Origin of the sequence: Microbacterium sp. SLBN-154 (genome assembly GCF_006715565.1) — a bacterium.
In the GTDB taxonomy this organism is placed as follows: domain Bacteria; phylum Actinomycetota; class Actinomycetes; order Actinomycetales; family Microbacteriaceae; genus Microbacterium.
This window is the reverse complement of sequence record NZ_VFNL01000001.1, coordinates 727,250-740,523: the sequence shown is the minus strand read 5'-3', so window position 1 is coordinate 740,523 and position 13,274 is coordinate 727,250. Positions and strand designations below refer to the sequence as shown.

General features: G+C 69.1%; 13 protein-coding genes. 7 read left to right on the top strand and 6 right to left on the bottom strand.

Features of this window, described 5'->3' with window-relative positions:
* Positions 1-49: 49 nt before the first annotated feature.
* The 3 genes from ligM (FBY40_RS03755) (at position 50) to FBY40_RS03745 (ending at position 2,926) form a co-directional block, all read left to right on the top strand.
* On the top strand, positions 50-1,459 hold the full coding sequence (gene ligM / locus FBY40_RS03755; RefSeq protein ID WP_141936509.1) for a vanillate/3-O-methylgallate O-demethylase: 1,410 nt from the start codon (positions 50-52) through the stop codon (positions 1,457-1,459).
* Positions 1,460-1,538: 79 nt separating this feature from the next.
* On the top strand, positions 1,539-2,117 hold the full coding sequence (locus FBY40_RS03750) for a PadR family transcriptional regulator (protein ID WP_141936507.1): 579 nt from the start codon (positions 1,539-1,541) through the stop codon (positions 2,115-2,117).
* Positions 2,118-2,272: 155 nt separating this feature from the next.
* Positions 2,273-2,926, top strand: coding sequence for a GntR family transcriptional regulator (locus FBY40_RS03745; RefSeq protein ID WP_141936505.1), 654 nt, complete (start codon positions 2,273-2,275; stop codon positions 2,924-2,926).
* Between the two features lie 187 nt (positions 2,927-3,113).
* Here FBY40_RS03745 and FBY40_RS03740 read toward each other — a convergent pair whose 3' ends face one another.
* Genes FBY40_RS03740 through FBY40_RS03720 form a run of 5 tightly spaced genes read right to left on the bottom strand, consistent with a single transcriptional unit; the run spans position 3,114 to position 7,811 of the window.
* On the bottom strand, positions 3,114-4,397 hold the full coding sequence (locus tag FBY40_RS03740) for an ABC transporter substrate-binding protein (RefSeq protein WP_141936503.1): 1,284 nt from the start codon (positions 4,395-4,397) through the stop codon (positions 3,114-3,116).
* Positions 4,394-5,452, bottom strand: coding sequence for a branched-chain amino acid ABC transporter permease (locus FBY40_RS03735; RefSeq protein ID WP_141936502.1), 1,059 nt, complete (start codon positions 5,450-5,452; stop codon positions 4,394-4,396). The genes FBY40_RS03740 and FBY40_RS03735 overlap by 4 nt, the downstream gene beginning before the upstream one ends.
* On the bottom strand, positions 5,452-6,333 hold the full coding sequence (locus tag FBY40_RS03730) for a branched-chain amino acid ABC transporter permease (protein ID WP_141936500.1): 882 nt from the start codon (positions 6,331-6,333) through the stop codon (positions 5,452-5,454). The genes FBY40_RS03735 and FBY40_RS03730 overlap by 1 nt, the downstream gene beginning before the upstream one ends.
* 1 nt (position 6,334) lies before the next feature.
* Positions 6,335-7,045, bottom strand: a complete 711-nt coding sequence (locus FBY40_RS03725; protein WP_141936498.1) for an ABC transporter ATP-binding protein — start codon at positions 7,043-7,045, stop codon at positions 6,335-6,337.
* Positions 7,032-7,811 (bottom strand): ABC transporter ATP-binding protein, encoded by a 780-nt coding sequence (locus FBY40_RS03720; protein ID WP_141936496.1) that lies wholly within the window; start codon positions 7,809-7,811, stop codon positions 7,032-7,034. Before FBY40_RS03720 ends, FBY40_RS03725 begins: the two co-directional genes overlap by 14 nt.
* A gap of 256 nt (positions 7,812-8,067) precedes the next feature.
* Here FBY40_RS03720 and FBY40_RS03715 point away from each other — a divergent pair, with 256 nt between their 5' ends.
* From FBY40_RS03715 to FBY40_RS03700, 4 genes are all read left to right on the top strand, one after another.
* Positions 8,068-9,435, top strand: a complete 1,368-nt coding sequence (locus tag FBY40_RS03715) for an aminomethyltransferase family protein (protein ID WP_141936494.1) — start codon at positions 8,068-8,070, stop codon at positions 9,433-9,435.
* Between the two features lie 172 nt (positions 9,436-9,607).
* Entirely contained in the window at positions 9,608-10,051 is a 444-nt protein-coding gene (locus FBY40_RS03710) for a DUF6069 family protein (RefSeq protein ID WP_141936492.1), read from the top strand.
* Between the two features lie 4 nt (positions 10,052-10,055).
* Positions 10,056-10,937, top strand: coding sequence for an IclR family transcriptional regulator (locus tag FBY40_RS03705; protein ID WP_141936490.1), 882 nt, complete (start codon positions 10,056-10,058; stop codon positions 10,935-10,937).
* Complete coding sequence (locus FBY40_RS03700) at positions 10,930-11,721, top strand: NAD(P)-binding domain-containing protein (protein WP_200829915.1); 792 nt, start codon at positions 10,930-10,932, stop codon at positions 11,719-11,721. The genes FBY40_RS03705 and FBY40_RS03700 overlap by 8 nt, the downstream gene beginning before the upstream one ends.
* A gap of 126 nt (positions 11,722-11,847) precedes the next feature.
* Here the strand turns inward: FBY40_RS03700 and ligM (FBY40_RS03695) are convergent, their stop codons facing one another.
* Positions 11,848-13,254, bottom strand: coding sequence for a vanillate/3-O-methylgallate O-demethylase (gene ligM / locus FBY40_RS03695; RefSeq protein ID WP_141936488.1), 1,407 nt, complete (start codon positions 13,252-13,254; stop codon positions 11,848-11,850).
* Positions 13,255-13,274: the final 20 nt, after the last annotated feature.

The window sequence follows — 13,274 nt, the reverse complement described above, 5'->3', positions numbered from 1 at the left end:
CTCCGCACACCCTCCCGAAGACCACCTACCGAACAGAGAGGTTCCACCCATGGCAGAGAATCTGCAAGCCCTGCTCGACGAGAAGGGAAGCCCGGTCGAGTTGCTCCGCAACTCCCAGATCGGCTCCTACATCTACCCCGTCGTCCCCGCCGACTTCCAGAACTGGATCAAGGAGCAGAAGGCCTGGCGCGACACCGCCGTCCTGTACGACCAGTCGCACCACATGGACAATGTGTTCCTCCGCGGCTCCGACGCGATCAACCTGATCCGCGACACCGCGATCAACTCGGTGGAGGTCTTCCCCGTCAACCGCGCGAAGCAGTACGTGCCGACCACCGCGTCGGGTCACGTCATCGGCGACGGGATCCTCTTCCACGAGGAGGAGGACCAGTACGTCTACGTCGGCCGCGCGCCCGCATCGAACTGGCTGATGTTCCACGGCGAGACCGGCGGCTACAAGAACCTCGAGATCGAGGTCGACCGCCGCTCCCCCTCGCGTCCGTACGGCGACGCGGTCTCGCGGCGCTACTACCGCTTCCAGATCCAGGGCCCTGCCGCATGGAAGGTCATCGAGAAGCTCAACGGCGGACCGCTCGAGCAGCTGCGGTTCTTCGCCATGTCGACGATGAACATCGAGGGTATGAACGTCCGCACCCTCCGTCACGGCATGGCCGGCGCTCCGGGCCTGGAGATCTGGGGCCCCTACGCCGACCACCACCGCGTCCGCGACATCATCGTCGAGGCCGGCGCCGAGTTCGGCCTCGTGCCGGTGGGCTCGCGGGCCTACCCGTCGAACACGCTGGAGTCGGGCTGGATCCCCTCGCCCCTCCCCGCCATCTACACCGGCGAAGAAGAGCGCGCGTACCGCGAGTGGCTCGGCGTGGACAGCTACGAGGCGACCGGAACGCTCGCCGGGTCGTTCGTGTCCGACAACATCGAGGACTACTACCTCACCCCGTGGGAGCTCGGCTACGGCTCGTTCGTGAAGTTCGACCACGACTTCATCGGTCGCGACGCCCTCGAGAAGGTCGACCCGGCCACCCAGCGCAAGAAGGTCACGCTCGCGTGGAACGCCGAGGACCTCGGCCGGGTGTGGTCGTCGCTCCTGGATGTCGACGGCCCGAGCTACAAGTTCTTCGACCTGCCGCTGGCCAACTACGGCTCGGCGAACTACGACTCCGTCGTCGACGCCGACGGCACGGTCGTCGGGTTCTCGATGTTCACCGGCTACAGCGCCAACGAGAAGCGCGGCCTCTCGCTCGGAACGGTCGACCCCGACGTGCCCGAGGGCACGGAGCTGAAGGTCGTCTGGGGCGAGCCGAACGGCGGCTCGTCGAAGGCGTCGGTCGAGCCGCACGAGCAGACCGAGGTCCGCGTCGTGGTCTCTCCGGTGCCGTACTCCACGGTGGCCCGCCAGACCTACCAGGGCGGATGGCGCACCGGCTACAAGAACGACTGACGATGATGGCGAAGGGGCTCGGGCGCACACGTCCGGGCCCCTTTGCTAACCTCACCTCCAGACCCCGGCAAGGAGCTTCATGAGTCTGCGATACGCCCTGCTGGCGATCCTCCGCGTCGGTGCGCTCTCGGGCTACGACCTGCAGAAGCAGTTCTCCCTCTCGGTCGGTCATGTCTGGCACGCTCCCGACTCGCAGATCTACCCCGAGCTGCGCAAGATGGAGCACGAGGGCCTGGTCGAGGCAGAGGAGCAGACCCGCGGCGAGCGCGGCCGGCGACGGCTCTATCACGTGACGGATGCCGGTGATCGGGCGTTCCTGGAGTGGATGACCTCGCCGCTGGACTACCAGCGCGTGCGCGACCCCGCGCATCTGCGGGCGGCCTACCTCGAGACCACGACCCCCGACGCCGCGCGGCACTTCCTCGAGCGTCACATCACGGCCTGGTCGGCCGAACTGGCGCAGTGGGAGGGGGAGCTGGCGCGCATCGACGCCCTGAGCAACCCGATGCTCGTCCGGCGCCTCGCGGTCACCGCCGAGGAGGACCGCGAGCGCACGATCGCGTACAAGCGCTTCGCCTACGAGGGTCTCGTGGAGCGGGCTCGCGGCGAGATCGAGTGGGCCCGCCGGGGGCTCGAGCTCGTCGACCGGGTGGGCTGAGGTCGCCCTCCTCTGCTCCGTCGTCGATTGGCGACAGAATCCGCGGCGATCTCGTCAGCAATCACCGTTTCGGAGTACGCTCGGAGCGTGCGCGGCGATCCTCGTCCTCAGCGATGGCCGCGCGCCCGGTCGACGTCGATGGAGAGGTGGAGCGGATGACCGACACGGACGTTCTGGATGACGCGCCCGCGCGTCCGGACCTCACCCAGCGCATCCGCGACGCGATCCTCAACGCCGAGTTCGCACCGCACCAGCGGCTCATCGAGGCCGACCTCAGCGAACGCTTCGAGGCGTCGCGGGCGTCGGTGCGCAACGCGCTGCTGAACCTCGCCGGCGAGGGCCTCGTGGAACGGCTGCCCAACCGGGGCGCCCGCGTGCGCGCCATCAGCGTCGACGAAGCCGTCGAGATCGTCGAGGTGCGGGTGGGCCTGGAATCCCTCTGCGCCCGGAAGGCCGCCGAGAACCTCACCGCCCGGGGCGAGGCGGAGCTCCGCGCCATCCGCGACGGCATCGAGGAGGCCATCGCCACCGGCAACCTCATGGAGTACGCCCGACTCAACCAGGAGATGGACCGGTGCCTCCGCGAGGAGAGCGGCCACGTGACCGCGAGGCAGCTCCTCGAGCGCCTGCGGGCCCAGTCGGCCAGGCACCAGTTCCGCCTGGCCTTCCACCCCGGGCGGGCCTCGCAGTCGGCGCCGGAGCACATCGCCATCATCGACGCCGTGCTCGCCCGCGACCCCGACGCGGCCGATGCCGCCACCCGGGATCACCTGAACGGGATCGTCGGCGTCCTCCGCGCGCTCGGCTGACATCCCGGCTCCCGCCACCGCCCCCACCCCGCACGACCCCTCGGAACCCGCACGACCCGTCAGAGACTGCGGCCTACGGGCGGAGCGGGCCGCATTCTGTGACGGGTCGCGCACCTCGCGGAACGCGGGGCGCACGAGGAGGCGCGCCGACCCGTTGGGACGACGCGCCTCTCGAAGGGATCGCGGGTTACTCGAACGCCTCCACTGTGTCGTAGCCGCGGCCGTTGTACTTCTGCACCACGACGCTGGAGACGGCGGGCTGGCCGTCTTCGGTCGTGTCGACGGCCGTGCCCTCGAGCATGAGCGGCGCCTGGTAGTCGGAGACCGTCCGCAGCGCCTCCATGAAGTTCTCGCGGGTCGGCTCGGTCATCTCGGCGAACACCTGCTCGAGCGTGCCGCCGATCATGTAGCTCCACATGCAGTGGGGGAACGCCGGCATGTCGGGGTAGTCGGCGTACTCGGCGAGGTTCGTGAGGAAGTTCTGCACATCCTCGTCCTCGGCGAACGCGGGGCTCGCGGGCGCCTTGGCGAAGGACACCGAGTACACCCCCGGGAAGGCCGTCGCCCCGCCCGGCTCGAGGATCGCCGTGGGGCTGGAGGTGTTCGAGGGCAGGAACCACGACGGGAGCCAGCCGAGCTCCTGCGCCTTCTGCAGCGAGGAGATCACGAGCGGCGTGATCGACATCGCGTTGAAGAAGACGTCGGCGCCGGAGGCGGCGAGTTCGGTCAGCTGCGCGTCGACCGACGTGTCGGTCGCCTCGTAGGTGAGCTCCTCGACGATCTCGACGTTGTCGGCGCCCTCGATGGCCTCCTTGAAGCCCTCGACGTAGCCCTCGCCGTAGTCGTCGTTCTGCGCGAGGATCGCGACCTTGTGGTCTTCGCCCGACGCGGCGAGCAATTCGCCGAACGCGGCACCCTCGTTCTGGTAGATCGGCACGAAGCCCAGCTGCCAGGGGCTCTCCTCGGTGTTGGAGAACAGCGGGTCGCCGGTCATGATGAGCACCTGAGGCACCTCATCGTCGATGGCCGCCTCGCGCCATGCGCGGTTCGTCGGCGTGCCGAGACCCGAGGTCATGGCGAACACGCTGTCCTTCAGCTGCTCGAAGTTCGCCGCGGCCTGCTGCGGGTCGTAGGCGTCATCCAGGGCCTGGATCTCGACGGTGCGGGTGTTGCCGTCACCGAACTCGATGCCGCCCGCGGCGTTCGCAGCGCCGAAGTAGGCCTCGAGGCCCGCCACCGTGCACGTGCCGGGGCCGGCGGTCGGACCCGACAGCGGAGTGGTGATACCGAGCGTGATGCTGTCGTCGGTGATGCCGGGGCTCGATGCGACGGCGTCGCCCGACTCGTCGCCGCCGCCGGTGTTCGCGCCGCGGGCACAGCCCGTGGCCACCAGGGCGAGGATGCCGATGCCGGCGACGACGGTCGTCACCCGCGTCCGGCGTCCCCACGTCTTCGTGTGGAACTCGCTCATGTGTCTTGCTTTCTCTCGGTGGATGGGTGGGATGCGGCGACCGGCTGCGGTGTCGCCGCCTGAGACCGCGTGCCGGGCCCCCCACCCTGGTCACCGCGGCGGACGAGCCGCCGGATGACCCGGGGAAGCGAGACGAGCCCGCCGGGGAGGAGGAACAGCACGAGCAGCAGGATGGCGCCCTGCAGCATCGCGGTCAGGTTCGGGTCGATGATGTTCGTCAGCTGCGGGACCAGGACGTAGTAGGCGCCGCCGAGGATCGACCCGACGATGCTTCCCGCGCCACCGACGACCATCGAGATGACGAGTTCGATCGAGTGACCGAAGCTCAGCGTCTCGGGCGAGGTGTATTGGATCACGACCATGTAGAGGAACCCGCTCACCCCGCCGATGAGGGCGGCGATGGTGAAGGCGAGCACCTTGTACTTGTAGGGCGAGATGCCCATGGATGCCGCGACCGCCTCGTTCTCCTTCACGATGGCGAACGCGCGTCCGTACTTCCCCCGCACGAGGTTGCGCGTGAGGAGGAAGGTGATGCCGCCGATCAGCAGCACGAGGTACAGCTGCCACTGGTCGTCGTACAGCGGCGCCCACTCGGGGGCGCCGGAGAACCGCGCCGAGAGCCCCTGCGATCCGCCGGTGAACTCCCCCAGGCGTCGGGCCAGCGGGACGCCCACGATGGGGAGGGCGATGGTCACCATGGCGATCGCGAGACCACCGAGGCGGGCGGCGGCCAGCGCGATCACGAGCCCGACGAGCGCGGTCAGGGCGAGGGCGAGGATGAACACCAGGATGATGTTCCACTCCTGCGACACCCCGTAGGCGGTGATGTAGGCGCCGAGCCCGACGAAGAAGATCTGGCCGAGCATGACCTGGCCGGTGTATCCCATGATCACGTTCAGCCCGAGCACGGCGACGGCGAAGACGCCGATGCGGGCGAGGGTGGAGTTGGTGCCCGCGTCGAAGACGAGCGGGAGCACGATGGCGAGGATGACGCCGAGCGCGAGCCCCGCCCACCTGACCCAGGGACGCTGAAGGATGCCGGTTGCCGTTGTCATCACACCCGCACCACGACTTTCCGGCCGAACAGGCCCTGCGGCCTCAGGATGAGGACGATGAAGAGGAGGATGAAGGGCACCGCGATCCGGAGGTCGTAGCCGATGAAGGGCACGTACACCGCGGCAAGGTTCTCCAGAACCCCGATGAGCCACGCGGCGACCACCGCCCCCAGGGGGCTGGAGAGACCGCCGATGATCACGGCGGCGAGCGCGTAGACGAGGGCGCCGTCCATCATCCCGGGGGTGAGGGTGAGCTGCGGGGCGACCATCGCGCCGGCGACGGCGCCGAGGGCGGCAGCCAGTCCCCATCCGACCATGAGGAGCCGACCGACCTTCAGACCGGAGAACGACGCCGACTCGGGGTTGATCGCCACCGCCCGCAGGGCGAGGCCCAGCTTCGTTCCGAGGAACAGCCCCTGCAGGATCAGCATGATCACGACGATGACGAAGATCGTGCCGAGGGAGCGGACACTGACGACGGCCCCGAAGATCGTCACGGTGTCCAGCGGGAACAGCGACGGGAACTGCAGGTTGTTGTAGCTCCAGATCCACGCGCAGATGCCGGTGATGAGGGTCAGGAGGCCGATCGTCACCACGACGGCGGTGTCGGGGTCGCCCTTCTCGAAGCGGCGCATCAGGTAGCGCTCGATGAACGCCCCGATGAAGAACGACACCACCACCGAGGCGAGGATCGCCAGGATCAGCGGGAGCCCCCAGACGGTGAACTGGTAGGCGATGTAGGCCGAGAGCACCGCGATGCCGCCCTGGGCGAAGTTGATGAGGCCGGTGGCCTGATTCACCAGGACGATCGCGAGGGCGAGCGCGGCGTAGATCGACCCGGTCGACAGACCGTCGACGACGAGTTGGATGAAGGTCTGCACGTCAGCCTCCCAGGTATGCGCGGCGGATCTCGTCCATGCCCCGCAGCTCCGCGGTCGAGCCGGTGATGGCGTTGTGCCCCGTTTCGAGCACCGTGGCGCTGTCGACGAGAGTGAAGGCGAGGTTGGCGTTCTGCTCCACGACGAGCATCGCGATGCCCGACTCGCGACGCAGGCGCCCGATCGCCTCGTAGACGGACTTGGCGGTGGAGGGCGCGAGACCCAGCGAGGCCTCGTCGAGGAGCATGAGGCGGGGTTTGGCCATGATCGCGCGGGCGACGGCGAGCATCTGCTGCTCGCCGCCCGACAGGGCCGAACCGTTCGAGCGGATGCGGTCGCGCAGCTGCGGGAAGAGATCGAGGCAGTACTCGATGTCGCTCTCGATCCCCTTGCGGTCGCGCCGCAGGTAGGCGCCGACACGAAGGTTCTCGCGGACCGTCAGCCCGCCCAGGGTGCCACGACCCTCGGGGACGTGTGCGATCCCCATCGCCGCGACCTTCTCGGGCTTCGAGCCGCGGATGTCCTTGCCCTCGAAGAGGATGCTGCCCCCGGCGCGGACGGTTCCGCTGATCGCGCGGAGGGTGGTCGTCTTGCCGGCGCCGTTGGCGCCGAGGATGCCGACCGCCCCGCCGTCGGGCACGGTCAGCGAGACGCCCTCCAGCACCTGGACGGGTCCGTAGAAGGCGGTGACGTCCTTCAGCTCAAGCAGCGTCATCGGCGGCATCCTTTCCGATGTACGCCTCGATCACCCGGGGATCGGACTGCGCTTCGGCCGCGGTGCCCTCCATGAGCTTCCGGCCATGGTCGAGGACGACGACGTGGTCGGTCAGCGCGGCGATGAGGCCCATGTTGTGTTCGACCACGACGACGGTGATGCCGTCGTCGCGCACCCGCCGGACGGTCTCGATCAGCTGCTCCACCTCGTTGTGCGGCAGCCCCGCCGCCGGCTCATCCAGGAGCAGGAGCGTCGGGCGGCTCATCAGCGCGCGACACAGTTCGATGCCCTTGTGCAGGCCGTGCGACAGCTCGTCGGCACGGACGTACGCGGTCCAGCCGAGACCGTTGCGCTCGAGCAGGGCGAGCGCCTCGGCACGCAGCTCCTTCTCGGTGCGGCGGGTCCGCGGCATCCGTATCGACCACTCCAGGGCTCCGCCGGGGAGGCGCCCGTGGGCACCGAGGAGCACGTTCTCGAGGACCGTCTCGCGAAGCTGAAGGGCGGGATGCTGGAAGGTGCGGGCGAGGCCGTGCTTGGCCAGGCTCGCGGGCGACGAGCCCAGCACCTCGGATCCGTCGATCGTGATGGATCCGCTCGAAGGCTTGTAGTGGCCGCTGATGCAGTTGAACAGCGACGTCTTGCCGGCTCCGTTCGGTCCGACCAGCCCCGCGATACTTCCGGGTTCCACGGTGAACGAGACATCTTCGAGCACGCGGACACCGCCGAAGTGGAGGTTGACGTCCGACACCGTCAATCGAGCACCCATTGCCCGCCTTCCGTCGTCGCGTCTCTGCTCTGACTGGGGATCGAGTCATCCCGTGGAGGGGACGCTACGCGATAATCGTCGAAATTGTCAACGATTTTGGTGCGCAGATTGAATGAATGTGGCTCATTCGTGACCCTCGCGGTCTGATCGTCGCGCGCGTCGACGAGGCGGTGTGGGTGATTTCCGTTCAACGGAACAACGCCGGTCAACCCTCAGCGCAGCGCATAGTGTGACGCCGACGAATGGAGGGTCGACGATGACCGAAACACTGGCCCAGGCGATCGCCCGCGAGGGAAGCCCGGTGGAACTGCTGCGGAACCAGAACTGGCCCGCGTTCACCTTCCCGGTGGCGCCGGAGTTCACCAACTGGCGCGACGAGCAGCGCGCATGGAACACCTCGGTGGCACTGATGGATCAGTCGCACCACATGACACAGCTGTTCATGGACGGCGCCGACCTGATCCCGCTGCTGCAGGGCATCTCACCCAACACCTTCGCGACGTTCCGGCCGGGCGTGGCCAAGCAGCTCATCTCGGTGAACAAGGACGGCTACCTCATCGGCGACGGCATCCTGTTCTACAACCACGAGGGGTCCGACGGCATCGTGCTGGTGGGACACCACATCCTCATCGACTGGGTGCGGTTCAACATCGAGAAGGCCCAGGCCCTCGGCAAGGACGTGCGGTATCGCCTCGACCCGAACTCGCACATGCGCCAGGGTCCGCCGACCTTCTACCGCTACGAGCTGCAGGGCCCGCACGCCGACCGGGTGATGGAGAAGATCTTCGGCGGCCCGCCGCCGGCGATCAAGTTCTTCCACATCGGCGACGTCGAGATCGCCGGCCGCCCGGTCAAGGCGCTCCGCCACGGTATGGCGGGGCAGCCGGGCTTCGAGTTCTACGGCCCCTGGGAGGACAACGAGATCGTGCTCGACGCGATCATGGAGGCCGGGGCGGAATTCGACATCCGCCGCGTGGGTGCGAAGGCGTACTCGTCGTCGCCCCTCGAATCGGGGTGGGTCCCCACGCCGTTCCCGGCGATCTTCGACGACGACTTCGCCGAGTACCGCGAGTGGCTCCCCGCCGCACGCATCGGGTCGATCGGCGGATCGCTCTACTCACCCGACATCCACGACTTCTACATGACGCCGTTCGATCTCGGTCTCGGCCGGTCGGTGCGCTTCGACCACGACTTCCACGGGCGGGAGGCGCTGGAGAAGATCGCCGAGGCGCCGAAGCGTCGCAAGGTCACCCTCATCTGGAACTCCTCCGACGTCGCCGACGTCGTCCGCTCGCAGGTCGAGCCGGGCGTGCCCGCGAAGTATCTCGACTTCCCCAAGGCCCGGTACGGCTTCTACCAGATGGACGAGGTCCAGCAGGACGGCCGCCGCGTCGGGATCTCGACCGACGCCGGCTACGTCGCGTACGACCAGCTCTACATGTCGCTCGCGACCCTCGACAACGAGGTGCCCGAGGGCGCCGAGGTCGAGGTGCTCTGGGGCGAGGATCCGATTTCGCGCAAGCACTCCGTCGACCAGCAGCACCGCCAGGTGCGCATCCGCGCGACGGTCGCTCCCGCGCCGTACCACGAGTACGCGCGCACGGTGTATCGCGCCGACAACTAAAGCCGCCTCGCCGCTGTCGGCTCGCTCGCTCGGGCTCTCGTTTCTCTCCGTCGCAAGGAGTTTCGCGCTCCTGCGGACCGCGGTCCCCGCATCCGTCCGCAGGAGCGCGGATATCCGCGTGAGCGACAGCAGGCGGGCTTGTGTTCGGGCCCTTCTCCGGTAGCGTGCGAGCATGCGCGGCGTCGTGTCCCGGTATGCGGGACTGAGATCGGTGTGGATCATCCTCATCGCGGTGGCGGGCGCGGTCCTGGCGAATCTCGCGATCTACGGTGTCGCCCGGCTCCTCGGTGTGGAGTTCTGGTTCACCGCCGCCGGCGGGCCGCTCCAGGTGCTGCCGCCGGTGCTGATCCAGTTCACCGCCGTCCCCCTCCTGGCGGGGCTGACGATCGCGGCGATCGTCGGCCACTGGTGGCGCTGGGTCTTCCTCGTCGCAATCATCGTGGCGGTGGTCCTCGAGGTCGGAACGATCTTCGCCCTGACGATCCCCGCCGACTTCGACACCGGCAGCACCGTCGCCCTCGCGCTCTGCCACCTCGCGATGGTCCCGTTCACCGTCGCCGCGCTCCTCGCCCTGCGCCTCCGCCGCGACGCCCGGCGCGAGCGGAAGCAGGAGTGAACCCATGGCACGCGGATCCGCGGGGGAGTCGGTGCTCCACAAACACCTCCGCATCCTGGAGACCTTCGACGCGTGGCATCCGTTCCTGACGCTCAGTGAGATCGCGGATGCCTCGGGGCTGCCGCGCTCGAGCGCTCACCGCCTCGTGTCCGAGCTGGAACGCGAGGGGCTGCTGGAGCGCCTCCCCGACCGCACCTACCGACTCGGCGTGAGGCTGTGGGAGTTCGCCAGCCGCACGCCCGGGGCCCTCGGCCTCCGAGAGATCGCGCGACCCTGGCTCGGCGCCGTGCACGAGCGCGTGCGCCAGCACACGCAGCTGGGGGTTCTCAGCGGCACCGACGTGCTCTTCATCGAGCGCCTCTCGATGCGCGACGCCGTCCTCAACGCCACCCTCATCGGAGGACGGATGCCGCTGCATGCGTCCTCCAGCGGTCTGGTGCTCCTCGCCTTCGCCGATCCCGCTCTCGTCACCGAAGTGGTCCGGCAGGGCCTGCGGGTCTACACCGAGCACACCCTGCGCACCGAGAAGGACCTGCGGGCACGCCTCCGGCAGGTGCGCGCCGACGGGTTCGCCGTCAACGACGGGCACATCCACGCCGAGTCCCGCGGAATCGCCGTGCCGGTCTCCGGGCCCGACGGATCGGTGTACGCCGCGGTCGGAGTCGTCGTCCCCAACGACGGCGCGTCGCCGCATCCGTACATCGGACTCCTGCGCCGGGCGGCGGCGGGCATCGAGAAGGACCTGGCCGAGGCCTATCGGGCCGACGTCGAGGAGCATCCGCTCGGCATCCGCTCCCTCGTGCGCGGCTCGGCGCGATCGCTGGAGTACTTCGAACAGCTCACGAGCGACCCCCACGACGCCGGGATCGTGGTGCGCGGTGAGTGAACCGACGATCGCCGTCATCGGGCTCGGCGAGGCGGGCAGCCGCTACGCGGCGGGGCTCGCGTCGGCCGGCGCCCGGGTGCGCGGCTTCGATCCGCATCACGCACCCGAACTTCCCGGCGTCGTCCACGCCGACAGCGCCGCCGCCGCAGTCGCCGGCACCGACCTGGTCCTGAGCCTCGTGCACGGCCGGCTCGCGGTCGAGGTCGCGGAGCACCTCCTCCCCCACGTCGCCGCGACCACGGTGTACGCCGACCTCAACGCCGCCTCACCCGACGCGATGCGGGCGGTCGCGCAGCTGGCGGCCGACCACGGGGTGTCGATGGCGGATGTCGCGGTGCTCGCCCCGGTGCCACGGGCCGGCCACGCGACGCCGCTCCTCGCCTCCGGTGACGGTGCGGCGTCGTTCGCGGCGATCATGTCGCCGCTCGGCGTGCCGGTCGAGGTCGTCGATGCGCCCGCCGGGGCAGCTGCCGAGCGCAAGCTCCTGCGGAGCGTGTTCATGAAGGGACTCGCCGCCGTCGTGCTCGAGAGCCTCGATGCGGCGCGCGCCGCCGACGCCGAGGCGTGGATGCGCGACCACATCGCCGCCGAGCTCGACGTCGACGGACAGGGCCACCAGCGCGTCGCGCGCCTCGTCGACGGCACCCGCATCCACGCCGCGCGGCGCGAGCAGGAGATGCACGATGCGCTCACCGAGCTCGAAGCCCTCGGCGCCCCGACCGACATGACCCGCGCCACGCTGGCATGGCTTGCGCGGCTCCGCGCCGCAGGCGCGGCGGACTGAGGGCCGCGTGAACGCTGGGTGCGCGCCCGGACTTCGGAGAAACGCCCCTGCTTCGGAGCCATCCCGCCGGACGCTCCGAAGCTCGCGCGATTCTCCGAAGGATGGAGCGCGGCGACTCCGCGGCGATCAGGCCTGACCGGTGGTGCGCCAGCCGCCGTGGTACTCGGTGCGGGCGGTCGCGGCGTAGGGCACCGGGCTCACCACGGCGCGCACCGCGATCTGCTCGTGGGGCTCGACTGTGGTCTTTCCCGACCCGCCGTCGGGCTCGCCCCACACCACGCGCACCTCGGCGCCGATCGGCACATCGCGGTCGACCGTCGCCAGCGACAGGCCGCGCTTCTCGTTCGCGGTGACACCGGTGAACAGCGACAGCCCGACGGTGTTCCCGTCGGCGTCGATGACGGCGTCGTAGTTCGACGAGCCGTAGTTGGCGTTCGGCAGATCGAAGAACTGGTACCCGGGTCCCTCGCGGTCCAGGGGCGAGGCGAGGATCTTCGCGAGGTCCTCATCGTTCCAGGCGAGCGTGACCTTCTTGCGTTGGCGCTCGGGGTCGACCTGCTCGAGGGCGTCGCGTCCGATGAAGTCGTGGTCGAACTTCACGAACGAGCCGTATCCGAGCTCCCAGGGGTTCAGGTAGTAGTCGTCGATGCTGTCGGAGACGAATGAGCCGGCGAGAGCGTTGATCGCCTCGTAGCTGTTGGCGGGAAGCCACTCGCGGTACCGGCGCTCGATGTCGCCGCCGGTGTAGATCGCCGGAAGCGGCGAGGGGATCCACCCCGACTCGAGGGTGTTGGAGGAGTACGCACGCGAGCCGCACGGCTCGATGCCGAACTCGGCTCCCGCCTCGAGGATCGCGTCGCGGATCTTGCCGTGGTGCTCGTACGGCCCCCACAGCTCCAGGCCCGGGGCGCCTGCCATGCCGTGCCGGAGGGTGCGGACGTTCTCGCCGGCGATGGTCATCTCGCCCATGTGGAAGAACTTGACCTTCTCGACCTCGCCGCCGGCGAGCTTCTCGATGATCGCCCAGGCGTTGGGGCCCTGGATCTGGAAGCGGTAGTACTCCCGGTGCACGGCGGCGCCGTAGGGGCGCGAGGGCGAACGGTCGTCGTAGCGGGTCTCGACGTCGTACCCGCCGGTCTCGGCGTGGAACTGCAGCCAGTTCGCCGCGGGTGCGCGGCCGACGTAGACGTAGTCGTTCTCGGCCTCGTGGAAGAGGATGCCGTCGCCGATCACGCCGCCGTTGGAGGCGGTCGGGACGAACTGCTTGGCGACGTTGACCGGGAAGTTGGCGAAGCTGTTGATGCCGGTGTCCGAGAGCAGCTGCAGCGCACCCGGGCCCGACATGAAGAAGTTCACCATGTGGTGCGACTGGTCGTAGAGCACGGCGGTCTCGCGCCAGGCCTTCTGTTCGCGTCGCCAGTTGGTGAACTCGGCCGGCACCACCGGGTAGATGTAGGTGCCGAGGCGGGAGTTGCGGAGCATGTCCACGGTGTTCCCGCGCTCATCGAGCAGTTCCTGGAGGGTGGCGGCCATGGGGCGTCCTCGACTTCCTT

What these genes read in the sequence shown, in the direction of transcription:
- ligM (WP_141936509.1), top strand. Translation starts at nt 50, where the DNA reads ATGGCAGAGAATCTGCAAGCCCTGCTCGACGAGAAGGGAAGCCCGGTC.
- FBY40_RS03750 (WP_141936507.1), top strand. Translation starts at nt 1,539, where the DNA reads ATGAGTCTGCGATACGCCCTGCTGGCGATCCTCCGCGTCGGTGCGCTC.
- FBY40_RS03745 (WP_141936505.1), top strand. Translation starts at nt 2,273, where the DNA reads ATGACCGACACGGACGTTCTGGATGACGCGCCCGCGCGTCCGGACCTC.
- FBY40_RS03740 (WP_141936503.1), bottom strand. Translation starts at nt 4,397, where the DNA reads ATGAGCGAGTTCCACACGAAGACGTGGGGACGCCGGACGCGGGTGACG.
- FBY40_RS03735 (WP_141936502.1), bottom strand. Translation starts at nt 5,452, where the DNA reads ATGACAACGGCAACCGGCATCCTTCAGCGTCCCTGGGTCAGGTGGGCG.
- FBY40_RS03725 (WP_141936498.1), bottom strand. Translation starts at nt 7,045, where the DNA reads ATGACGCTGCTTGAGCTGAAGGACGTCACCGCCTTCTACGGACCCGTC.
- FBY40_RS03720 (WP_141936496.1), bottom strand. Translation starts at nt 7,811, where the DNA reads ATGGGTGCTCGATTGACGGTGTCGGACGTCAACCTCCACTTCGGCGGT.
- FBY40_RS03715 (WP_141936494.1), top strand. Translation starts at nt 8,068, where the DNA reads ATGACCGAAACACTGGCCCAGGCGATCGCCCGCGAGGGAAGCCCGGTG.
- FBY40_RS03710 (WP_141936492.1), top strand. Translation starts at nt 9,608, where the DNA reads ATGCGCGGCGTCGTGTCCCGGTATGCGGGACTGAGATCGGTGTGGATC.
- FBY40_RS03705 (WP_141936490.1), top strand. Translation starts at nt 10,056, where the DNA reads ATGGCACGCGGATCCGCGGGGGAGTCGGTGCTCCACAAACACCTCCGC.
- ligM (WP_141936488.1), bottom strand. Translation starts at nt 13,254, where the DNA reads ATGGCCGCCACCCTCCAGGAACTGCTCGATGAGCGCGGGAACACCGTG.